Here is a 22,530-nt window from a genome sequence, read left to right as displayed (position 1 = left end):
TCGAAAAATCACGAAAGGAGCCCCTTGGCCCCCTCCGCAATAATCAATAAACTTGTGTATCCAAAGAATAGTTTTCCATATTGTCCTTTACACGCTGCATGAAACGGCCGCAAATGACGCCGTCCAAAATACGGTGGTCCAGCGAAAGGCACAGATTGGCCATGGAACGAACGGCAATCATGTCGTTGATCACAACCGGTCTTTTTACGATGGATTCAAAAGTAAGAATGGCGGCTTGCGGATAATTAATAATCGGCTGCGTCAGGATGGAACCAAAAGAACCGGTGTTGTTTACGGTAAACGTTCCGCCCTGCATGTCGTCCAGCTTCAGTTTGCCGGAACGCACTTTGGTCGCAAGATCCTCGATTTCGCGGGCGAGACCGGCGATGTTCTTCTGATCGGCCTTCTTGATCACGGGAGTGAGTACGGAGTCTTCCGTTCCGACGGCCAGCGAAATGTTGATATCGCGCTTGACGATGATTTTATCCACGGCCCATACCGAGTTCATGATCGGATAATCCTTGATGGCGCCAACGACGGCTTTCAAAAGAAAAGCCAAATAAGTCAGGTTGACGCCTTCCTTTTGCTTGAACTCGTTTTTGATCTTGTTGCGCAGCGCGACAAGGTTCGTTACGTCAACCTCGATCATCATCCAGCCGTGCGGAATTTCCGAAACGCTTTGACGCATCCGCGTGGCGATCGTGTTGCGGATCGGAGTGACGTCGATGAAATATTCGGAGCGGTCTCCGCCCTCAACCTCGATCATCGGAATCCGCGGGGACTCCGTCAGGTGAAGGCCGGACTGGCGAACCGGCTCTGAGGCAGCGCGGTTAAGCTCAGCTTGCCATGCAGCACTGGCGCTTGCGGAAACGGCGGCAGGCTGCGGCGGAAGCACTTGCGGCACAGGTTGTTCGGCCGGCTGTGACTTGAATGCTGCCGCAGAAGTTGTATTGCCCCCGTTTTCGATATACGCGAGCACATCCTTACGGGTAATCCGGCCTCCGAGCCCGGTGCCGCTAATTGCCCGCAGGTCGAGACCATGCTGGGCGGCAAGCGTCTGCACGGCCGGTGAGTAACGGCTTCGCTGCGCATCTTTCCCGGCGGCAGTGGCGACTGCTTCGGCCGAAGTCGGGGCTGCCGGAGCTTGCACGCCCGCTTGCGCGGAAGTTTCTTCGATCCGGCAAATGACCGAGCCGACTTCGATTTCCTGGCCTTCCTCAGCCAAAATTTCTCCCATGATTCCGTCCAAGGTGGAAGGAATTTCGGCGTTCACTTTATCGGTGATCACTTCGCAGATCGGCTCGTACTGCTCCACCGGATCGCCCGGTTTCTTGAGCCATTTGCCGATCGTGGCGGATACGAGCGACTCTGCGAGCTGAGGCATAACTACATCGGTTAAAATTTTGTTGGATGGCATTTTTTCACTCACTCCCAGGTTAATAAAGCGCCAATTGAAGCATCGCTTCTTTAACTTTATCTTTACTCAGCATAAAAAACTTCTCCATTGGGGGGCTGATCGGCATAGCCGGTACATCCGGACCGCACAGTCTGTGGATCGGAGCATCCAGTTCAAACAAGCATTCCTCGGCCACAATCGCCGCAACTTCCGCGCCGATACCGCCCGTTTTATTGTCTTCATGTACGATCAGAACTTTCCCCGTCTTGCGTGCTGAGGCAATAATCGCTTCACGATCGAGCGGCTGCAGTGTCCGAAGATCAAGAATATGAGAGCTAATGCCCTGTTCGGCAGCCAGTTCCTCGGCTGCCTGCATTGCAAAATGCAGCGGGAGACTGTAACTGATCACGGTGATGTCCGTCCCTTCGCGCAGCACCTTCGCTTTGCCGATCGGCACGATGTAATCATCCTCAGGAACATCCTCTTTAATCAGCTTGTAGCATTTTTTGTTCTCGAAGAACAAGACGGGATCGGGGTCGCGGATCGCCGCTTTCAGCAATCCTTTGGCGTCATAGGCCGAATAAGGCGCGACGATTTTAAGTCCCGGCGTTCCGAAAAAAATCGATTCCGGACATTGGGAATGGTACAATCCGCCGAAGATCCCGCCCCCGATCGGAGCGCGGACAACGACAGGGCAATTCCAGTCATTGTTGGAGCGATACCGGATTTTGGCCGCTTCGCTGATGATTTGGTTCGTGGCGGGCAGCATAAAATCCGAATACTGCATTTCCGCGATCGGTTTAAGCCCGTACATGGCCGCGCCGATGGCGACACCGGCAATCGCCGACTCCGCAAGCGGCGTATCGATGACCCGCTCCTCGCCAAACTGAGACTGGAGGCCTTTCGTCGTGGTGAACACGCCGCCTTTGACGCCAACGTCTTCGCCCATGACGAATACACTTTCATCGCGTTCCATTTCTTCTTTCATCGCCAGACGAATGGCGTCGATATATTCCATAACCGGCATGATTATTTGCCCTCCTCTTCGCTGGCATACACATGAAGCAAGGTATCCTCCGCCTTTGGAAACGGCGCGTTGTCTGCCGACTCCACCGCTTCCTTCAACTGCTGGTTGATTTCCTTGGCAAGGGCTTCATCCTGCTCTTCGCTCCACAAGCCGTTTTCAATCAGGTATGCCTTCATTTTCGGAAGGCCGTCTTTTTTCCAATTTTCATCGACTTCTTCCTTGGTCCGGTAAGCCAGATCATTGTCCGAAGTGGAGTGAGGCGACAGCCGGTACATTACGGATTCGATCAAAGTAGGTCCCTCGCCGCGCACGGCCCGTTCACGCGCTTCCTTCACGACCCGGTACACTTCAAGCGCATCGTTGCCGTCAACGCGGATGCCCGGAAACCCATAACCTAGAGCCCGGTCGCTTACTTGACCGCCCAGCTGCTTTTTTACCGGAACGGAAATCGCGTATTGGTTGTTTTCGCACAGGAAAATGACCGGGAGCTTTTGAACGCCGGCAAAATTGAGGCCCTCATGAAAATCCCCCTGGTTGCTGGAGCCCTCGCCGAAGGTCACGTACGAAACGATGTCCTTCTTTTGCATTTTGGCTGCCAGCGCGACGCCTACAGCATGCGGAACCTGGGTGGTTACCGGACTGGAGCCGGTAACGATGCGCAGACGCTTGCTGCCGAAATGTCCCGGCATCTGACGTCCGCCGCTATTGGGATCCTCCGCCTTGGCGAATGCCGACAGCATCAATTCTCTCAGCGACATTCCCACGGCGAGAACAAACCCGTAATCCCGGTAGTAAGGCAGGAAATAATCGCGCTGCCGGTCAAGAGCAAATGCCGCCGCTACCTGCGTCGCTTCCTGTCCGATGCCGGACACGTGGAAATTGATTTTGCCGGCGCGCTGCAGCAGCATGTTGCGTTCGTCGAATTTCCGCGCGAGCAGCATATATCTGTACATGTCCACGACTTCTGCATCCGACAAACCGAGTTGTTCATGTTTAGGCTGCGTGTGAACTGAACTTTTTGCGTTCATGGGAGTTACCTCCTTGTAATGGATCCAATATATTAGATCTAATCTTAAAACCTGGTACTAATATTTGGGATAGCTTTATTATAAACGCTTTTGGGGCAAAAGGAAAATAACTTTGGGAAAAGTCCGGCGATCATTCGTCTCTGCGAGAAAGCTTTGGGCTTACGATCGCTGTTGCAGTCGGATTGTCTTTATTTAAGCGAATCAGACAAGGTTACAACCCGTCTGCAAAGGCGAACACTGCCGCTTCTTCAGAACAAATTCAGTCCTACAGCGAATGTATTTACTTTAGCCAATTGCTTCATAATATTAAATTCGCCGGACTTTTCAAGTGGAGAGAGGGAAGCCTTCGATCGCGAGCGCAGCTTCTCCAAGGATCTCGGACAACGTTGGATGCGCAAATACGGCTTGGCTGATTTCCCAAGGCGAAGCATCGAGCAATTGAGCAAGTGCTGCCTGGCCGATCAGCTCCGTAACGTGCGGGCCGATCATTTGAACGCCCAGTAAATCGCCCGTTTCCGCATCGGCAACCATTTTGACGAACCCCTCATTGTGGCCCTGCACCAACGCCTTGCCAATTGCCGAAAATGGCACCTTGCTCACTTTGACTTCATGCCCTCGGGTCTTGGCTTCTTTTTCCGTTATGCCTACTGAAGCAACTTCCGGTCTTGTGTAAACGCAGCGAGGCACTTGATCCTCCCGATAGCCGTGGGACACACTACCTGCCAAATGATGGACAGCGATCAACCCTTCATGGCTCGCCGCGTGAGCAAGCTGCAAGCCGCCGATGCAATCGCCGATTGCGTAAATATGCGGTTCGGTCGTCTGCATGTGCTCATTGACACGGATAAAGCCTTGGTTAAGCCCGATATCCGTATTTTCCAAACCGATATTCTCTACATTCGCCTGCCGACCAATCGAGAGCAGCAGCTTGTCGGCCTGCAGTTCCAGCGTTTCTTCTCCCCGTTTGGCCGTGATGCTAAGCCCTTCTTCGCTGATTCCCAAAGATTCCGATGCTACCATCGTTCCAGTCATCACTGTTATACCGCGGCGATGAAGCTGCTTTTGCAGTTCCTGGGCAACGTCACTGTCTTCCGCAGGCAAAAGCTGATTCGCCGCTTCCACAATCGTCACTTTGACGCCGAAATCATTCAGCAGTGACGCCCACTCCACACCGATCACGCCGCCGCCGATAATCATCATCGATTCGGGGAGCTGCTCCATATGCAAAGCCTCATCGCTGCTTAGAATATGAACGCCGTCGGGAACCAGGCCAGGAAGCGTACGCGGACGCGAGCCGGTGGCTATGATGAGATTGGCGGGGACGATCGTTTCCATTTCCCCGCTGCTTAATTCAACCGCAACCGCCCCGCTTTTCGGCGAAAAAATGGATGGTCCGATCACTCGGCCTTTGCCCTGAATGACCTGAATTTTGTGCTTGCGCATCAAATACTGAACCCCTTTGTGGAGCTGATCCACAATGGCCTGCTTCCGTTCCTGTACTTTTGGAAATACAAGCGACAATCCGCTTGTTTCAATACCGAAGCCGGCGCTGTTTTTCATTTGGTCGTACAGCTCCGCGCTTCGAAGCAAAGCTTTGCTCGGAATGCATCCCCTGTGCAAGCATGTGCCGCCGAGCTTGTCCTGTTCGATGATCACCACTTCCTTACCAAGCTGAGCGGCGCGTATCGCCGCGATATACCCGCCTGTACCGCCGCCTAACACCGCTACATCGCATGTAATTGCCATCTTTTTATCCTCACCCATTCAATATCGTTATTTTATAATTTCCATATGTGCGTGCACTATTATTTTACCTTGTTTTGGCTCCATTACAAATCCGGCAACGCAATAGACAGAATTTGATAAAAAAGGTATGATCAAAAGTGATATTTGTTACGGAAAGGAACGAACAGGCTTATGAAGCTGATCTTTTCCCGTTTTATTGCCATCCTTCTGCTGGTGATCCCCGGCCTTCTGTCCATGTATGGTTTCGTCAAAATGAAGGATGCCTTGTTTCTTTACATGTCTAAGTTCGGAGACGATTCATTATCCCGGATTTCTTTTGATTGGCTGAGTTTTGGAGTTGGTTTCTTGCTTTTTGTCGCTGGCGCGGGCTTCATCGGCGGCTGGATATTTTTCCGCGATCGCAAACGCGGCTATGTCGGCCCCGGGTTCCGGCGCAATAAAGCCAATTCATAAATGTTCTACATAATAAACCTCTTTCACCCAGTACCGGAGAAAGAGGTTTTCGTTTCTATTCGTATAATGCTTCCTTCAATTTGCTCGACATCCGCGCTCCCTGTGAAGAAACGCGAAGCAGCGCCTTGCGAAGCCTGATATTCTCGGCATGAAGCTGCTCTGCTTGCTTCAGCAGTTCGTTAAGCAGCAGCTTTTCCTCTCCCCGAAGACCCGGGCTCTCCACCAACTGCTTATATTTCTCCAAACCCGACATTTCATTTTCAGACATTTTAAATCCTCCCAACATGGTTCGACTAAACCAGGAGCTCACGATGTCGGATATACGGACATTCCACCTGAATTGTAGTATGACCGATCCGATAAACGTCTTCGAGCATCGTGATCGCGTCTTGCAGCACAGTCTGGCTGTCTTGATTAGCCTCAATGATCAAATGGCAGCTTAGCGCGTCCATTCCGGATGTGATCGTCCAAATGTGCAGGTCATGTACTCCGGTGACGCCCTGAATTTGTTCAAGACTGTCTTTGACACGGTCTTGATTGATTGAAGCCGGAGCGCCTTCCATCAGGATATGCACGGATTGCGTCAAAACGCCCCAGGCTCCTTTAAGAATGAGCAGAGCTACAAGTACGCTGATGATCGGGTCGAAAATATACCAGCCAAACAGCGACATAACGATCCCGGCAAGAATGGCGCCTACCGAACCAAGGGCGTCCCCCAACACATGCAAATAAGCGCTCTTGAGGTTAACGTTATCTTTGACATCGCCCTTCTTATGCAGCGCATATGCACTGGCCAGATTCGCAATCAAACCGACAACAGCAATCAGCATCATCGTGTTGCTCGAGACGGTCGGCGGATCAAACAACCGCTGGACCGCCTCCCATATAATAAAAGCAGCGATCACGAACAAAGTCAATCCGTTAAGCATCGCCGCCAAAATTTCGATACGGTAGAATCCGTAGGTTTTACCCGGCGAAGCGGGCCGCGCCGCAATCCAAATCGCAAACAAACTGAATATCAATGAACTCGCATCGCTGATCATATGCCCGGAATCCGATAAAAGCGCCAGACTGTTCGTAAATAGTCCGCCGAAAAATTCGAGCGCCGCAATGCCCGACGTGATGACGAGCGCTATCAACAGGCCTTTCTTATTGCCCGATCTCACCGCGTCATGGTCGAAATGATGGTGATGGCCGCCGTGACCATGTTCGTGACCGTGATGATCATGATTATGGTCATGTTCGTGACGGTCATGGTCGTGATCATGATAATGCCCCATAGTGTTCCCTCCCTAATCGCATTTCGCGTGCTGGATGGCTTGAGTAAGCAGCGAAATGACGTGATTATCATCGCAGCTGTAATACAGCGTATTCGCTTCTCTTCTGTATTTGACAAGTCTTAGGTTACGCAGCGTGCTTAATTGATGCGATACTGCCGATTGAGATAAGTTTAATACCTCGGATATATGGTTAACCGAACATTCCTCTTCGGATAGCAGGTAAAGAATTCGTATTCTGGTTGGATCGGACAAAGCCTTGAATATCGTCGATACCTTCTCCATCGTATCCGGGCTAAAAAAGGAATGCACATTTCTCTCCATAAAACACGGTCAATCCCTTCACGAAAAGTTATATATGAACATATGCTCATATATAGGATATGCCAACAAGGTACTTATTGTCAATGTTTAGGGACGCAAAAAAACGGCGGTTCACGGCATTTGCCGTAAAACCGCCGTTTTCACAACGAATTTTTCACATAGCTTTATCGTTTACACCGTTTAACCAATTCTCGATATCGACGATTACGGATTCCACGCAGCCTTGCTCAAATGGAGAAATCAGACCGGCGTAATCGACCAATTCGAGGAATGACTTGCTTCCGCCTGCTCGGCATAATTTCAGATAACTGTTCCACGCTTCCTCATAATTTTCGTTCAACCGTTTCCAATACTGGAAGGCACACAACTGTGCCAGCGAGTAATCGATATAGTAAAACGGATAGTGATAAATGTGAAGCTGCCGCTGCCAGTAGCCCCCCTGCTCCAAAAACTCGTTGCCGTCGTAATTGCGATGAGGGAGATATTTCTTTTCGATGTTTCTCCATGCGGTTTTACGCTCATCCGGCGTTGCGTCAGGATTTCCATAAACAAAATGCTGGAACTCGTCAACCGAAACGATATAAGGAACGCCAAGCAAAGAGCTCGCCAAATGGTCATAACGATATTTATCCGCATCTTCTTTGAAGAAACGGTCCATCCAAGGCCAAGCGAAAAACTCCATGCTCATCGAATGAATTTCGCAAGCTTCGGCCGTAGGGAAAAAATACTCGGGAACGCCCAAATTGCGGCTTTCATAAGCTTGAAAAGCATGGCCGACTTCATGTGTCAAAACATCGATATCACCGGAAGTTCCGTTAAAATTCGAGAAAATAAACGGCGCTTTATAACCCGGAAGAAAAGTACAATAACCTCCGCCGCGTTTTCCTTTTTTGCTCACCAGATCCATTAAGCCGTTATCGGTCATAAATCCGAAAAATTCTCCGGTTTCCGGTGACATTTCCCGATACATTTCGGTACCGCCCGCCAAAATCCAATCCGCATCTCCTTTCGGCGTCGGATTCCCCGACAGGAAGGTGAGATTTTCATCATAATATTTCAATGTATCGACACCGATCCGCTCAAGTTGGCGTTCTTTAAGCCGAGTAGCGAGCGGAACGATGTGTTCCGCTACCTGCTGCCGAAACCGGCTAACCATTTCTTCGTTATAATCGGTTCGGTCCATGCGGGCATAACCCAATTCAATAAAATTATCATATCCGAGCGCTCGAGCCATTTTTGTTCGAACCTTGACCAGGTCGTCAAAAATTTGATCCAGCTCCTCTGCGTGATCGGACATAAACCGATACCTTGCCTCCGAAGCTTGACGCCGGATTTCCCGATCCGTCGACTGCTCGAATGGAATCAACTGCGGCAGCGTCCGTTCTTCTCCCTCAAAAGGAATTTTGGCCGAAGCCATGATTCGCGCATATTCGGATATCAGCTTATTTTCCTTTTGCAAATCTTCGATAATTTCGGGAGAAAAGGTTTTTAAAGAGATTTCTGCCAAACGAAACAGTTGTTCACCCCATTTTGCTTCCAGCTCCGAACGGAAAGGCGACTGAACCAACGCACGGTAATAATCCGTAACATACTCCTGAACGATCGGCCGAACCTCATCTATATATTCCTGCTCGGTTTTGTAAAACTCATCGTTTGTATTGATCGAATGGCGGATTTCCACCAGGGTTGCCTGCGTTTCAAAATCGATCAAAAGATTATAAACAGCCTCCATGGCTTCATTTTGCTTGTGTACATTGCCGGCTTCGTTGAAAATTTGGAGCTGTTCTTTAAATTGTCCCTCCAATTTTTTAACATCCGGGCGTTTATAAGGAAACTCGGTAAATTTCATGAATAAATGCGCCTCCGGCCTGTATATAAATTGCTTAGCTTACCTTGTGTTCGATTCTGAGCTTGTCTGCTACCATGGCGATGAACTCTGAATTTGTCGGTTTGGACTTGGAGATATTAATCGTGTAGCCAAACAAATGACTAATCGAATCAATATTGCCACGTGTCCAGGCCACCTCAATGGCATGCCGAATAGCTCGTTCTACCCGGGACGGCGTTGTTTTAAATTTTTCAGCTATGGCGGGATACAAAGTTTTGGTGATAGCGCCTAAAATTTCAATATTGTTGTAAACCATCGTGATGGCTTCGCGTAAGTACTGATACCCTTTGATATGTGCAGGAACTCCGATTTCGTGGATGATGGACGTAATGTTCGCATCCAGATTCTTTCCTTTGCCCAAAGGCACCACATTGGACTTGACGAAGGAAGAGGATGGAGCATTTCCGGTTGTTAGGCTTTGAACACCAACAAGCTGACGAATGCGATTCGCAAGCACCTCCATATCGAATGGCTTCAGAATGTAATAAGAAGCTCCGAGTTGGACGGCACGCTGCGTGATGTTTTCTTGTCCGAAAGCGGTCAGCATAATGATTTTGGGCTGCGGAGATAAATTAAGATCACGCAAACGTTCCAATACGCCCAAACCGTCAAGATGAGGCATAATGATGTCCAGGATCAATACTTCCGGAACTTTAGCGGCGCCTTCAATCATCTCCAGTACTTCTTCTCCGTTGTAAGCAATACCTGAGACGACCATGTCGTCTTGCTCCGAAATGTATTCCGCGAGCAAATTGGTAAATTCCCGATTATCATCGGCCAATAACACTTCGATTTTCTGCACTGACTACTTCCTCCTTCAAGAAATAGGTAAAATTTTTCTTTTCTCTTCTTCCAGAATAAGGATTCGACATACAAAAGTAAATTCCTTCTGTCGAAAATTATTTTTCTTTATTTTTTTACCCTGTTACGTTATAATAATTTATTTATTTACATATTCTGATTCGTTTCGAATCAATTCGACAATTCCTTGCTTTTGCCGCTAACTCGCTTGTCGATTGGCCGATACCCAACTATAAAGAAAAAATCTTAAGGCGTCAACTCGCCTTAAGATTTTGTGAAGGGGTTGCCTTTAAAATTCCGGCATCCTGCAGCATCCACTCGATAAAACATCCGTAACCCGATCTCGGATCGTTGACGAATACATGGGTTACGGCCCCTATCAGCTTTCCGTTTTGAATGATGGGGCTTCCGCTCATCCCTTGAACGATGCCGCCTGTTTTCTCCACGAGCTTCGGATCGGTAATCCGGATAACCAACCCTTTGGTTTCCGGCACGCTCTGTCTGGAAACATGGACGATTTCCACATTAAAGCGCTCTACCCGTTGTCCTTCGACGACCGTCAAGATCTCGGCGGGACCTTCCTTTACTTCCTCCGCGAAAGCGACCGGTATCGGTTTCTGGTAAGCGCTGTGCTCGGGGTTCTCCTTCATCTTGCCAAAGATGCCGAAATGCGTGTTTCGTTCGATATTCCCTAAAGTTTTACCCTCTTTAAGAAAATGCGCTCGCTTTTCCCCGGGCTCTCCGCTTTCACTCTTGGAAATGGAAGTCACGCTGGATTGGAGTATTTCGCCGCTGCCCACAATAATCGGCGTCTGCGTATTCAAATCGGTGATAATGTGCCCCAGAGCCCCATAGACCCCGTGATCGGGAGCGTAAAATGTCAAAGTGCCAACCCCCGCCGCCGAATCCCGAATATAAAGACCAAGCCGCCAAGCGTTATCCTGTTTGTCATAAGCTGGAGTTAAAGAAGTAGAAAATTCCTGGTTATTCCGTTTGTAAGTAATCTTAAGAGGCTGTTTGCTATGCCCAGCTTTTGCGGCAATCTCCGCTACATCTCGAACATCCTTTAATTGAATTCCGTTCATATGGGTGATCAAATCGCCAATCTGAATTCCTGCGGCTTCGCCCGGTGAAACTTTGCTGGTGTCGGTCATCACCTGATGATGGCCAACCACCAAGATTCCTGCAGACTTCACTTTAACGCCAATGGTTTGACCGCCGGGAATAACCTTCAAGTCAGGAATGACATTGACCTTCACGGTCTTAAGAGGAATTTGACCGAATAATTTCATGCGAAGTTTGGCTTCTCCACTGCTAAGCGTCGAGAGCTTGAGCGGATGTCCCAAGGAGACCTTCATGGACGCGGTCGATTGATCGTTTAGTCTGACCACATCGGGGCGGTCAACGCTGACCTCGGCCTGTACAGGCAAGGCCAAATCGATCTGTGCTCCCTGTCCCTGAAATAAACGCAGCTCATCGGGCAAAATAAGCGCATGGCCTTTCGCAGCTGATGTACCGATAAAACAAAAGAAGAAGGCAAGTAAAAGACCAAGCAATCCTTTCCTGAGGTTCGGGTTCAATGGCTGTCACGCTCCCTTAGCTTCTTTCGCTTGACGAAAAGGTGGTCGCCAATTGCGTACCTATAAGATACCCCGGGGCAGGTCTTTTATTACTGTCAATCATTGTGCCGGACTTAATAAAACATCCTTTTGAGCCTGTGCCAGCTTCAGCATGTCCTGTGCATGATGCTTCGTCTTCTCGGTGATTTCAACGCCGCCCAGCATACGGGCCAGTTCGTTAACGCGGCCATTCTCATCCAAGGTCTGGACACGGGTCAGCGTTCTGCCATCCTCAACCTGCTTCTCGATCAGATATTGATGATCGGCCATGCAAGCCACCTGCGGCAAATGAGTAATGGAGAAAACTTGACAGGTGTCAGACAGTCTATATAATTTGTTGGCGATCGACTGGGCTGCCCGCCCGCTGACTCCGGTATCAACTTCATCGAAAATGAGCACGGGTACTTCGTCGTGACGCGCGAAAATACTCTTCAAGGCCAACATGATCCGTGACAATTCGCCTCCGGAAGCGATCTTTCCAAGTGGACGCAGCGGTTCGCCCGGGTTCGGAGAAATCAGGAATTCGGCATTATCGATTCCTTGTTTGCCTGGCCGAACTTTGCGGCCTTCATATTCTAAGCCGCGAGGATCCTCGTTCCAATCCAGCTTCACCTGCATGGATGTCCGTTCCATTTGAAGATCCTTCAATTCGCTTTCGATTTTGGCAGCCAGTTCCTCCGCTTTCTTCCTGCGAACCGTGCTTAACTCAGCGGCCTCGGATAACAAAACCGTCAGCAGCTCATCGCGTTTCGCCTGCAGTTTCTCAAGCAGTTCATCTTTATTTTCAAGCGTTTCCGTTTCTTTGGAGATCTTCTGATGATACGCCAAAATACCTTCAACGTTGTCGCCGTATTTACGCCGCAGGGTAGAGATTAAATCCAACCGTTCTTCGACTTCGTCGAGCCGTTCGGGATTAAACTCGATTCGTTCGCGGTAATCGCGAAGGCTGTATGAGGCATCTTCCAGCTGATAATAAGCGGATTGCAGCTGTTCCAGCAAAGGAGCGATTCCTTTGCTGTCGTAGCCCGCCACATCGGAAAGACGGGACACCGCTTTGGCCACGGCTTCCAAACCCTTGGAGCCGTACAGCAGGTCGTACGCTTGCGATATGGAGTCCATCATTTTCTCGCTATGGGATAGCTTTACCTTTTCTGCCGTCAGCAATTCATCTTCTCCCGGCTTCAAACGGGCAGCGGCGATTTCTTCGAGTTGAAAACGGTACAGATCAAGCATCTGCAGCGCCTGCTGGCTGGTGCTCTGCAGGTCGTTCCATTCCTTGTCGAGCCGTACAAAATCCGCATACGTTTCCTGATATCTGGCCTTAACGGGGCCTATGGACTCGGCGCCGAAAGCGTCAAGCAGTTCCAAATGGCGCTCGGAGCGAAGCAGCGTCTGATGCTCGTGCTGGCCATGCAGATTGATCAGAGCTTCGCCGACATCTCTCAGCATCGACAAATTGACCAATTGTCCGTTGATCCGGGCGGAACTCTTGCCTTGAATGCTGATTTCCCGGCGGATAATCAGCAATTCCTCCGCATCGCCTTCAATGCCGAGCCGGGAAAGGATCTCCCAGACCGGATGACCCTGAGGCAAATCGAAAGAAGCCTCCATTTCCGCCTTTTCGCACCCGTACCGGATCAGATCGGCCGAACCCCGGCCGCCGGCGATGAGTCCCAGCGCGTCGATAATAATCGATTTGCCCGCACCGGTTTCTCCCGTCAGCACATGAAACCCGGAGTAAAACGTAACATCCACGGCTTCGACAACCGCCAAATTCCGAATAGATAAATGGACCAACACGATGACGGCAACTCCCTTCCCCTAAACGAAGTTCAGTTAAGAAATGAATCCCATGATTTGATTAATGAGAAAGCGGCTGTATTCTTCATTCCGGCAAATCAGCAAAATCGTATCATCTCCGCAAATCGTTCCGAGCAGATCCGGCCATTCCATATTGTCGATCAATACGGCGACCGAGTTGGCCGTGCCGGGCAAACATTTCATGACCACCAAATTGCCGGTGTGGTCAATATGTACAAAACTGTCGATCAGAGCCCGCTGAAGTTTCTGTACCGGATTGTAGCGCTGGGCCGTCGGCATCGAATATTTATATCTCCCGTCGTCGGTGGGAACTTTAATCAGCATCAATTCCTTAATGTCGCGCGATACCGTTGCTTGAGTCACCTGATAGCCCGATTCACGCAGCGCTTCAACCAGCTCGTCCTGGGTTTCAATTTCCCGGCCCGTAATGATTTCGCGAATTTTAATGTGTCGTTGACCTTTCATTATGCCCTCCATGAGCCTTCTAAGGCTGCTTCATCTTCGTCTTCGTCGGTTGTTAAAGTGATTTCTCTGATGCGCCCGTTCTCCGTATCTACATACAATAAGCCTCCGCATTCGGGATACAGCAGCAAATAAGGCAGCAGTTCTCTGCGGATACCACCGCCCGTCCATTCGATCGCCAAGCGTTCGCGAGAAGTTCTTACCAAATAGAATTCCCCGTTCTTGACGGCAATATAGTCAATAAAAAGACGGCTATGCAGAACTTCGCGATCAACCTTAAAAGCGAGGGGAATCTTCAGCTTATCGCTGATCACTTCATAACCCGCTTGCTCAAGCAGATCGATTGCGGGATGCTCCAGAATCTCTTCGTTCAGTCGAAACCCGATACCCGATCTTAGGGTAAAAGGTTTGCGAACCCAGGAACGGAACCCGCGGTAAACCAGATATGCCGCAATCCCCGCGATCAGCAGCATTAGAACTTGGTCGGAGTACGTTCCCACCTGAAATCACCTCAACAATTATTTCGACGAATCCAGGCAAGCTCCTGTTAATCCTTCAAATAATTTCGAGGTATTTCCATTATACAGCACAAACGTTCGCATTTTCAATTCCCGCATCAAAAAAGCCCGTCATTTCGACGGGCCGCCAGCGAACGTTTCGGAAGCTTCGGATACTATGCGGCGAATCAGCGCCGGAATCGGTTCAGCCGCCAATTCGGAAGGCATCTCGTTTCCTAGCTGCCAATGCGCCAAAAACTCGATATTCCCCTCTCCACCGGTAATTGGTGAAAAAGTAAGACCTTGTAGTCTAAACCCGGATTCTTCGGCAAACTGCAGCACTGTTTCCAGCACTTCAATATGAACCTTGGAATCACGTACTACACCGGATTTGCCGACCTTTTCCCGACCGGCTTCGAACTGCGGTTTAATCAGCGCCACGATGTCAGCCGGACGATTGAGAAGGGTAAGGAGCGGCGGCAAAATAATTTTAAGCGAAATAAAAGAAACATCAATGCTGGCAAAGTTCGGAACAGGACCGTCAAGATCTTCCGGAGTCATATATCGAAAATTCATTCGTTCCTTCACGTTGACTCTCTCGTCATTGCGCAGCGACCAGTCCAATTGATTATACCCGACGTCAATCGCGTAGACGTAACCGGCTCCGTGCTGCAGCGCACAGTCGGTAAATCCGCCGGTGGATGAGCCGATATCAAGCATGGTTCGGCCCGAAAGATCGATGCCGAACCGCTTCAGCGCTTTTTCCAGCTTGAGTCCGCCGCGGCTGACGTAAGGATGAACCGCACCCTTAACGGATAAAATCGTATCGCGAGGAATTTTCGTCCCCGCCTTCTCAAGCCGCTCTTGCCCGCCAAATACCAAGCCGGCCATGATCGCCGCTTTCGCTTTTTCTCTGCTCTCGAAAAATCCCTGCTCCACCAGCAGGACATCAATTCGTTCCTTGGAAACAGACATGATCTAACTCCTGACTTTAATCCCGGGCAGATCCGCAAAACCGCGGCATTAGGACGGTTTTACCTTCTTGCCGTAAGTATATTGTTGTTCGGACCGGTATTTTTGCAGTTCATCAACAACCGCTTCTGCCGTTAGCCCGACTTCATGAAGCTGCTCTTTGATGCTGCCATGCTCGACAAAGCGATCCGGCACTCCCATCAAGCTGACATCCACGCCGGTTACGCCCGCTTCGGCGTAAAATTCAAGGACGGCACTGCCCAAGCTACCGGCCTGCGAGGCTTCTTCCAGCACCACCAGCTTATATCCGCTTTGCGCAAGCTTCATCAACATCGAATGGTCCAAAGGCTTCAAAAATCTCGCATTAACCACGGAAACCGATACGCCGTCGCGCTTCATGATCTCTGCGGCTTCCTCGGCCACCTGAACCATCGGGCCGACGGCAATCACTGCCAAATGCTCGCCTTCCCGGACCGTTTCCCAGGTTCCGATCGGAATCGGAACCAATTCTTCGTCCAGCGGAACGCCCGGAACATTAACCCTAGGGTAACGGTACGCGATTGGTCCATCGTTATATTCAAGCGCCGTCTTCATCATATGGCGCAATTCGTTTTCGTCCTTCGGCATCATGAGCACGATATTCGGAATATGCCGCATAAAAGCGATATCGTAAACACCTTGATGCGTTTCTCCGTCCGCCCCGACAAAACCGGCCCGGTCAATCGCGAACATGACATTGGCATTATGACGGCAAATGTCGTGAACGATCTGGTCGTACGCCCGCTGCATGAAGGTGGAATAGACGGCATATACCGGCTTCATTCCTTCCATGGCCAGCGCCGCGCACATCGTCGCCGCATGCTGCTCGGCGATGCCGACGTCAATCATCCGGCCCGGAAAACGCTCGCCGAATTTGACGAGACCGGAACCGCCCGGCATTGCCGGCGTTACGGCAACGATCCGTTCGTCCTGCTCGGCCAGTTCGATCAGGGTTTGCCCGAACACCTCGGTGTACATCGGATTGCCCACCGCCTTGAGCACCTGACCGGATTCGATCTTGTACGGCGAGATTCCGTGCCATTTGTGAGAATCTTCTTCGGCAGGCGAATAGCCCTTTCCTTTGGTCGTGAGCACGTGCACCAGAACGGGACCGCTCACATTGTTGGCCTGCTTGAATGCTTCAATCAATCCCGAAACGTCATGGCCGTCCACCGGTCCCAAGTACTTGAAGCCGAGCTCCTCAAACAGCACGCCGGAAACCATCATATATTTCAGACTGTCTTTGACCCGTTCGGCCGTTTTGGCCAGCTTTCCGCCAATGGCGGGAATTTTCTTCAGAAACTGCTCGATTTCGTCCTTGGCCCGCAGATAGTTGCGGTCGGAACGGATTTTGGTCAAATAATTATGCATCGCACCGACATTCGGCGCAATCGACATTTCGTTGTCATTCAAAATCACCATGAGATCCTTCTTCTCATGGCCGATATGGTTCAGCGCTTCGAACGCCATGCCGCCCGTTAAAGCGCCATCGCCGATTACGGCGATCACCCGGTGCTTCTCGCCCTTCAGATCCCTCGCAAGCGCCATTCCCATGGCCGCCGAAAGCGAAGTGCTGCTGTGCCCGGCTTCCCACACGTCATGCTCGCTTTCGCTGCGTTTGACGAAGCCGCAAAGGCCGTTATGCTTGCGCAGCGTGTCAAACTGATCCATGCGTCCGGTCAGCATTTTGTGGACGTATGCCTGATGTCCGACGTCAAAAATAAATTTGTCATTCGGACTATCATAGCAATAGTGCATGGCAATCGTTAATTCCACCACACCCAAATTGGAGGCAAGATGCCCGCCAGTCGCCGACAGCTTTTCGATCAAAAACTGGCGGATTTCCGCTGCAAGCGGCGTCAATTGCTCAATGGAATATTTTTTCAGATCGGCAGGTTCGTGAATTTGCGAAAGCAGCACATGAATTCCCCGCTTTCCTTAAATGGATTTCTCTAGATGACTAATAGCACTCATTATACCACAGGATTCCATATTGTCGAAGTCGCTTGTATATGCTAATGGTCACGGCGTACAAGCACATCGGCGATCTCCAGCAGTCTCTCCGGGTCCGGAATCGCGCCTCCCGTAACCGCTTCCTTGGCACTGCGCGTCAAACGATCGACCTCTACCCGCGAGGCGTCGAGCCCGATAAAATAAGGGTAGGTAACCTTTTGCTGTTTCAAATCACTGTGCGTCTTTTTGCCCAGCTTGCTTTCGTCGCCGACCAGATCCAGGATATCGTCCTGAATTTGAAAAGCGAGCCCAAGTGCTCGGCCGTACTTCTCCAGCGCTTCCAGCTGTTCCGGCGAAGCGGAGGCAATCCGGCCGCCCGCCATCAGCGAAAAGACGATGAGGTCGCCCGTTTTATGTTTATGGATATAACGAAGCTGTTCCAGAGCGGTCAGCCCTTGCTCCCCTTCCATATCAGCCACTTGCCCGCCAACCATGCCGGCGGGTCCGGCAAACCGCGACAAATCCTCGATGATCGCAAGGATGTTCTCCGCCGAAACGCCGTGCTTCCGGGCAGTCTGAACGACGCTGTAAAAAGCGTGTGTCAGCAGTCCGTCTCCCGCCAAGATGGCCATTGCTTCCCCGAACACTTTGTGGTTGGTAAGCTTTCCGCGGCGATAATCATCATTATCCATGGCCGGAAGATCGTCATGAATCAGCGAATACGTATGTACCATTTCCACGGCGCAGGCGACGGGCATCGCGGCCTCCCGGTTCGCCCCCAGCGACTCCGCCGCGGCAATGACCAGCAGCGGCCGCAGCCGCTTGCCGCCGGCCATCAGCGAATAGCCCATCGACTTACGCAAAGTCTCCGGAACATCCCATTCCAAAGGAACGCTGATTTCCAAGCGGGAAGCGATCATACTGCCGACTTCTTCCATATACTCGTGAATGCTCGATCTATTCAAAGGAATCACCGCTCTCATCAACCGGCGGCTGAAAAGGCTTCTTAACCAACTCGCCGTTGTCGCCCTGCGCAATCATTTCGATTTTGCGCTCTACTTGGGCCAGCTTTTGGCTGCACAGCTGCGACAGCATCATCCCCTGTTGAAAAAGATCAATCGCTTTCTCCAGCGGGACGTCCCCGTGCTCCAGCTCCGAAACAACTTCTTCAAGCCGGTTCATCGCTTCCTCAAAGTTGATTTCCTGTTCCTCATTTTCAGTTTGCTTCGCCTTCGGCTTTTGCTCTTGTTCCATGGTCGATCGTGTCTCCTTCCCGCATGCCCCATACCTGGCAGTCCAGTTCTCCATCCGTGACCTTGACTTTGATTCGGTCCCCGGGTTCCACTTCGCTTAGCGATTTAATCAGCCGCTCCCCCTGTTCGTCATAGACGAGACTGTAGCCTCTGGCCATGACTTTAAGCGGGCTCAGCGCATCAAGTTGGCGAATGCCGGAAGCGAGCTGCTGCGATTTTTCTTTCAATATGCCGGACATCGTCTGACGCAGCAAACGTTCCGCTTCGCCTTGCCGCCGCTTGGCGTACTGCAGCGCGTCTTGCGGATGAAAACGCAGCAGTCGCTGATGCAAGCGGTCGTGGGACGATGTCGTCAGCTTCATGCGCGACATCGTAACGCTCGTCAGCCGCGCGGACAGCCGGTCCAGCCGCTCCGCGTGCTGGACCAGACCGCGCCGCGGCTGCGTCAGCGCCGGCGACCGCTGGAGCCGGCCGAGCCGCTCGCGCGCCTGCGCAAGGCGGTGCTGCAAGCCTTGCTGCAGCACCTGTTCGCGCTGGCGCAGCATGGCGCGCAGCTCGGCCGTGTGCGGCACGGCCAGCTCAGCGGCGGCGGTGGGCGTGGCGGCGCGCAGGTCGGCGACGAAATCGGCGATGGTAAAATCGGTCTCGTGGCCGACGGCCGAGATGACCGGAATCGCCGAATCGTAAATCGCGCGCGCGACCTGCTCCTCGTTAAACGCCCACAGCTCTTCGAGAGAGCCGCCGCCCCTGCCGACGATCAGCACGTCGGCCTCGCCCATGGCGTTCAGCGCCCGGATCGCTTTCGCGATCGCGGGCGCTGCGCCTTTGCCCTGCACCAGCACGGGGTGCAGGATAACCGCGGCCTGCGGATAACGGCGTTGCAGCGTCGTTAGAATGTCCCGCACGGCCGCTCCCGTCGGCGATGTGACGACGCCGATGACCTTCGGAAACCGCGGCAATGCACGTTTTTTTTCAGGCGCAAACAGCCCTTCCTCCTGCAGCTTTTGCTTAAGCTGCTCAAAAGCCAGATACAGGCTGCCGATCCCGTCCGGCTGCATATGCGTCGCATAAAACTGATACTGCCCGTCCCGCTCGTAGACCGACACATTGCCCCGGGCAATCACGCGCGAGCCTTCCTTCGGAATAAACGGAAGCCGCTGGTTATGCGAGGCGAACATGATCGTTTTGATCCGGCTGTCGGCGTCTTTTAACGTAAAATACATATGGCCGCTGGAATGATGCGTAAAGTTGGATATTTCGCCGCGAATCCACACCTCGGACAGCAAGCTGTCCGATTCCAGCTTCATCCGAATGTACCGATTCAATTCCTTGATCGAAAGAATCCGCTGTTCCACGGGCCTCCCCCTTTTCGTAAAACGAGCTTTCTGATTAGGCTAAGCCTTGGATACGTTTGGATGCAATGAGCGTGTTTTGCATCAGCATCGTGATCGTCATCGGACCTACGCCGCCGGGAACCGGGGTAATCGGACCGGATACTTCCTTGACGCTTTCAAAATCGACGTCTCCGGCCAATTTTCCGTTATCGAGCCGATTCATACCCACGTCGATCACGACCGCTCCCGGTTTTACATAAGAGGCATCGACGAAATTGGCCCGCCCGATAGCCACGACAAGAATATCCGCCTGTTTCGTCAATTCCTTCATATTGGCCGTACGCGAATGACACATCGTCACGGTGGCGTTCTCACGCTGAAGCAGCAGCGAAACCGGCTTGCCGACGATATTGCTTCGGCCGATCACGACGGCATGTTTACCGGAGATTTCGATTCCCGTCCGCTTGATCAGCTCTATCACTCCGGCCGGCGTACAAGGCAGCAGGCTGTCGTCTCCGATCACCAAATTACCGACATTGACGGGATGAAATCCGTCGACGTCCTTTTCCACCGAAATCGCGTCAATAACGGACTTCTCGTCAATTTGTTTGGGCAGCGGAAGCTGCACCAAGATACCATGGATATCCTTCTGACGGTTCAGCTTGTCCACCAGCGCGAGCAGTTCTTCCTGTGACGTAGATTCCGGAAGGCGATGAACCTCCGAATAGTAACCGAGATCCTGGCAGGCCTTTTCTTTATTGCGTACGTATACCTGTGATGCGGGATCCTCCCCGACGAGGACGACAGCCAGCCCAGGGGCTTCACCCATACGCTTAAGGTGCTCCACCTCGCCGCGAAGGCTTGCGCGGATCTCCTCCGAAATTTGTTTTCCGTTAATAATTGGTGCCGACATGTCTTCCTCTCCTTTGTCTGAAGTGTCTGTTTTTATAATAAAAGCAGCCGATAAAGATAGCTGCCTTTGTTGCTTAAATCCGATTATACCTTCTTCTTAAGCGCGTCAAGCTCTTGAATCATTTTCCCGAGTACGCCGTTGACAAACTTGCCCGATTCCGCGGTACCGAAATGCTTAGCCAGTTCAATGGCTTCGTTGACGGCAACCTTTCCCGGAACATCGTCGCGAAAGATCATTTCGTAAGCGGCCAGGCGCAACACCTGCCGGTCAACTTTGGACAGACGGCTGAGCTGCCAGCCCTTCAAATAATCGGAGAGCAAACCGTCAATGGCATCCTTCCGGGTCCAGGTTCCATTTACAATTTCCAGAACAAACGCCTTCGTCGCGTCGACGTCGGACAGTTCAACCTCGCTTTCATTGTCTCCGGCGGCTTCCGCGATCAGCATGGTTACCGCTTCTTCGGCCTCCACCTCGTTCATTTCCATCTGGTACAAACTTTGTATTGCAATTTCTCTTGCCAATCTCCGTTTCATGCGTTTCCTCCTTGAGCTGACTATATAAGTTGAACTTACGTATGAACGCATGAGAGGCAGTCGTGTGAAAAGTTCTTCCGATCGCTGTCGTTCTCGGATTTCTTTGAATTAATAAATTCAGATGAAGCGGAAATCCGCTCACAAAGGCGATCACTGCCGTGCGTGCCAGAACTTTCTCACTCTTGCCTGTTGCTTTTCATTGGTTCAACTTATATAAAACCTTATTTCTTTACGATTGCCGCTCCGGGCACGATTCAAACAAAAAAAACCCGCGATATGCTACCTCCATAAAATGGGCAAGATAAAAAGCAGCTCTTTTCCGGAGTAAGCATATCGCAGGAATTATTTAAAAGGACGCCAGCGCGACGTTAGCCATGCCCACAGCTCACTCCAAGGCAGAAGCGGACCTTGCTCCAAATCCTTCTGCCTGCCTATGGTGTAACCGATAAACAACAGCAGCGCGCAGAACAGCATATTCCAAAATCCGAAAAACAGATAAATCGGGCATAAAAACACGGCGGCCGCCACCCCTAGCAGGCGCCCCCTGTGACTCTCCCACATTTGTTTCCAGAACACCCTGCTACTCACTCCTATTCAACCCGGCTTTTGATCACGGGCGATTGGACTAGGTTGGCGATGTAAACCGAAACATAAGAGACAGGTATTCCCGTAATGTCCTCTACATGATCATGAACCTGCTTTTGTACTTCTTCGGTTAATGCCGGAATCGAGGTTTCGCCGTCCACAAGGGCGCGAACCATAATTTCAAGACCCGCATCGGTAATCCGAATCCGCGTTTTCACTTCTTTGATGCCGCGTATGCGGGAAGCCGCCTTATAAGACAAATTCTCGATCGTATCCACGGAAATTTGAATATCCCCGTAATCCGTACGCTGATCGATCGACGGCAGCGATTGCCGGTCCCGGCGGACGGATATGTAGAAAAACCGAATGCTGAGCAAGAGCAATACGACAACAACCACCCAAGTACCGATATAAAGTGTTTTTTCCTCAACGGCGTCAAGTTGAATCTTCATTGCCCCCGTCATCAGAAGGATCGCGAAAATGGATAGAATTCCGATACTTAAGCTGTAAACAAACAGCAAAAGCCTGTCTAAAATTTTGGCCACGACAAGTAAAGCCTCCTTAAGTAGAGGGAGTTCAAAGCCTAAAAAATTATAGTAAACCCCTGAC

The 22,530-nt window shown here is 51.2% G+C and carries 23 protein-coding genes; 1 reads left to right on the top strand and 22 read right to left on the bottom strand.

Translation table 11 applies throughout. The features are described 5' to 3' along the window. Window positions 1-43: 43 nt before the first annotated feature. The 4 genes from ACI48K_RS07140 to lpdA form a co-directional block, all read right to left on the bottom strand. Entirely contained in the window at window positions 44-1,417 is a 1,374-nt protein-coding gene (locus ACI48K_RS07140; protein WP_475026870.1) for a dihydrolipoamide acetyltransferase family protein, read from the bottom strand. A gap of 19 nt (window positions 1,418-1,436) precedes the next feature. Continuing rightward, window positions 1,437-2,423: an alpha-ketoacid dehydrogenase subunit beta gene (locus ACI48K_RS07135; RefSeq protein WP_475026869.1), complete on the bottom strand. Its 987-nt coding sequence runs from the start codon at window positions 2,421-2,423 to the stop codon at window positions 1,437-1,439. Between the two features lie 2 nt (window positions 2,424-2,425). Further along, on the bottom strand, window positions 2,426-3,451 hold the full coding sequence (locus ACI48K_RS07130) for a thiamine pyrophosphate-dependent dehydrogenase E1 component subunit alpha (RefSeq protein WP_475026867.1): 1,026 nt from the start codon (window positions 3,449-3,451) through the stop codon (window positions 2,426-2,428). 324 nt (window positions 3,452-3,775) lie between these two features. Continuing rightward, window positions 3,776-5,197, bottom strand: a complete 1,422-nt coding sequence (gene lpdA, locus ACI48K_RS07125) for a dihydrolipoyl dehydrogenase (RefSeq protein ID WP_475026866.1) — start codon at window positions 5,195-5,197, stop codon at window positions 3,776-3,778. Window positions 5,198-5,368: 171 nt separating this feature from the next. Here lpdA and ACI48K_RS07120 point away from each other — a divergent pair, with 171 nt between their 5' ends. Continuing rightward, the gene (locus tag ACI48K_RS07120; protein ID WP_475026865.1) at window positions 5,369-5,650 is read left to right on the top strand and encodes a DUF2627 domain-containing protein; all 282 of its coding nucleotides are present in this window, start codon (window positions 5,369-5,371) and stop codon (window positions 5,648-5,650) included. 55 nt (window positions 5,651-5,705) lie between these two features. Here ACI48K_RS07120 and ACI48K_RS07115 read toward each other — a convergent pair whose 3' ends face one another. The 18 genes from ACI48K_RS07115 to amaP form a co-directional block, all read right to left on the bottom strand. Next, window positions 5,706-5,918, bottom strand: a complete 213-nt coding sequence (locus tag ACI48K_RS07115; protein ID WP_475026864.1) for a hypothetical protein — start codon at window positions 5,916-5,918, stop codon at window positions 5,706-5,708. A gap of 25 nt (window positions 5,919-5,943) precedes the next feature. After that, window positions 5,944-6,930 (bottom strand): cation diffusion facilitator family transporter, encoded by a 987-nt coding sequence (locus ACI48K_RS07110; protein WP_475026863.1) that lies wholly within the window; start codon window positions 6,928-6,930, stop codon window positions 5,944-5,946. Window positions 6,931-6,942: 12 nt separating this feature from the next. Next, window positions 6,943-7,251 carry an ArsR/SmtB family transcription factor gene (locus tag ACI48K_RS07105; protein ID WP_475026862.1) on the bottom strand — a complete coding sequence of 103 codons (309 nt, stop codon included), beginning with the start codon at window positions 7,249-7,251 and terminating at the stop codon, window positions 6,943-6,945. Between the two features lie 154 nt (window positions 7,252-7,405). Continuing rightward, a complete protein-coding gene (locus ACI48K_RS07100; RefSeq protein ID WP_475026861.1) occupies window positions 7,406-9,100 on the bottom strand; it encodes a M3 family oligoendopeptidase in 1,695 nt (564 codons plus the stop codon). 34 nt (window positions 9,101-9,134) lie between these two features. Then, entirely contained in the window at window positions 9,135-9,941 is an 807-nt protein-coding gene (spo0A, locus tag ACI48K_RS07095) for a sporulation transcription factor Spo0A (protein ID WP_475026860.1), read from the bottom strand. Between the two features lie 253 nt (window positions 9,942-10,194). Next, window positions 10,195-11,520, bottom strand: a complete 1,326-nt coding sequence (spoIVB, locus tag ACI48K_RS07090) for a SpoIVB peptidase (RefSeq protein ID WP_475026859.1) — start codon at window positions 11,518-11,520, stop codon at window positions 10,195-10,197. Between the two features lie 99 nt (window positions 11,521-11,619). Next, the gene (gene recN / locus ACI48K_RS07085; RefSeq protein WP_475026858.1) at window positions 11,620-13,359 is read right to left on the bottom strand and encodes a DNA repair protein RecN; all 1,740 of its coding nucleotides are present in this window, start codon (window positions 13,357-13,359) and stop codon (window positions 11,620-11,622) included. Window positions 13,360-13,395: 36 nt separating this feature from the next. After that, complete coding sequence (ahrC, locus tag ACI48K_RS07080) at window positions 13,396-13,845, bottom strand: transcriptional regulator AhrC/ArgR (RefSeq protein WP_475026857.1); 450 nt, start codon at window positions 13,843-13,845, stop codon at window positions 13,396-13,398. Continuing rightward, window positions 13,845-14,342, bottom strand: coding sequence for a hypothetical protein (locus ACI48K_RS07075; RefSeq protein ID WP_475026856.1), 498 nt, complete (start codon window positions 14,340-14,342; stop codon window positions 13,845-13,847). Before ACI48K_RS07075 ends, ahrC begins: the two co-directional genes overlap by 1 nt. Before the next feature lie 129 nt (window positions 14,343-14,471). Beyond that, window positions 14,472-15,314 (bottom strand): TlyA family RNA methyltransferase, encoded by an 843-nt coding sequence (locus tag ACI48K_RS07070; RefSeq protein WP_475026855.1) that lies wholly within the window; start codon window positions 15,312-15,314, stop codon window positions 14,472-14,474. Between the two features lie 48 nt (window positions 15,315-15,362). Beyond that, the gene (gene dxs / locus ACI48K_RS07065; protein ID WP_475026854.1) at window positions 15,363-17,270 is read right to left on the bottom strand and encodes a 1-deoxy-D-xylulose-5-phosphate synthase; all 1,908 of its coding nucleotides are present in this window, start codon (window positions 17,268-17,270) and stop codon (window positions 15,363-15,365) included. Window positions 17,271-17,365: 95 nt separating this feature from the next. Beyond that, complete coding sequence (locus ACI48K_RS07060) at window positions 17,366-18,223, bottom strand: polyprenyl synthetase family protein (RefSeq protein WP_475026975.1); 858 nt, start codon at window positions 18,221-18,223, stop codon at window positions 17,366-17,368. Between the two features lie 37 nt (window positions 18,224-18,260). Continuing rightward, the gene (gene xseB / locus ACI48K_RS07055) at window positions 18,261-18,557 is read right to left on the bottom strand and encodes an exodeoxyribonuclease VII small subunit (RefSeq protein WP_475026853.1); all 297 of its coding nucleotides are present in this window, start codon (window positions 18,555-18,557) and stop codon (window positions 18,261-18,263) included. Then, window positions 18,520-19,863 (bottom strand): exodeoxyribonuclease VII large subunit, encoded by a 1,344-nt coding sequence (gene xseA / locus ACI48K_RS07050; protein WP_475026974.1) that lies wholly within the window; start codon window positions 19,861-19,863, stop codon window positions 18,520-18,522. Before xseA ends, xseB begins: the two co-directional genes overlap by 38 nt. A gap of 82 nt (window positions 19,864-19,945) precedes the next feature. After that, window positions 19,946-20,803, bottom strand: coding sequence for a bifunctional methylenetetrahydrofolate dehydrogenase/methenyltetrahydrofolate cyclohydrolase FolD (folD, locus tag ACI48K_RS07045; protein WP_475026852.1), 858 nt, complete (start codon window positions 20,801-20,803; stop codon window positions 19,946-19,948). Window positions 20,804-20,886: 83 nt separating this feature from the next. Next, window positions 20,887-21,336: a transcription antitermination factor NusB gene (nusB, locus tag ACI48K_RS07040; protein WP_475026851.1), complete on the bottom strand. Its 450-nt coding sequence runs from the start codon at window positions 21,334-21,336 to the stop codon at window positions 20,887-20,889. Window positions 21,337-21,678: 342 nt separating this feature from the next. Continuing rightward, entirely contained in the window at window positions 21,679-21,912 is a 234-nt protein-coding gene (locus ACI48K_RS07035) for a DUF2273 domain-containing protein (protein WP_475026850.1), read from the bottom strand. A 14-nt stretch (window positions 21,913-21,926) separates the two neighbouring features. Further along, window positions 21,927-22,466, bottom strand: a complete 540-nt coding sequence (gene amaP / locus ACI48K_RS07030) for an alkaline shock response membrane anchor protein AmaP (protein WP_475026849.1) — start codon at window positions 22,464-22,466, stop codon at window positions 21,927-21,929. Window positions 22,467-22,530 lie beyond the last annotated feature (64 nt).

This window comes from Paenibacillus terrisolis (genome assembly GCF_056171975.1).
Note: the sequence above shows the minus strand (reverse complement) of the source record. Positions and strands in the feature narration are given on the sequence as shown.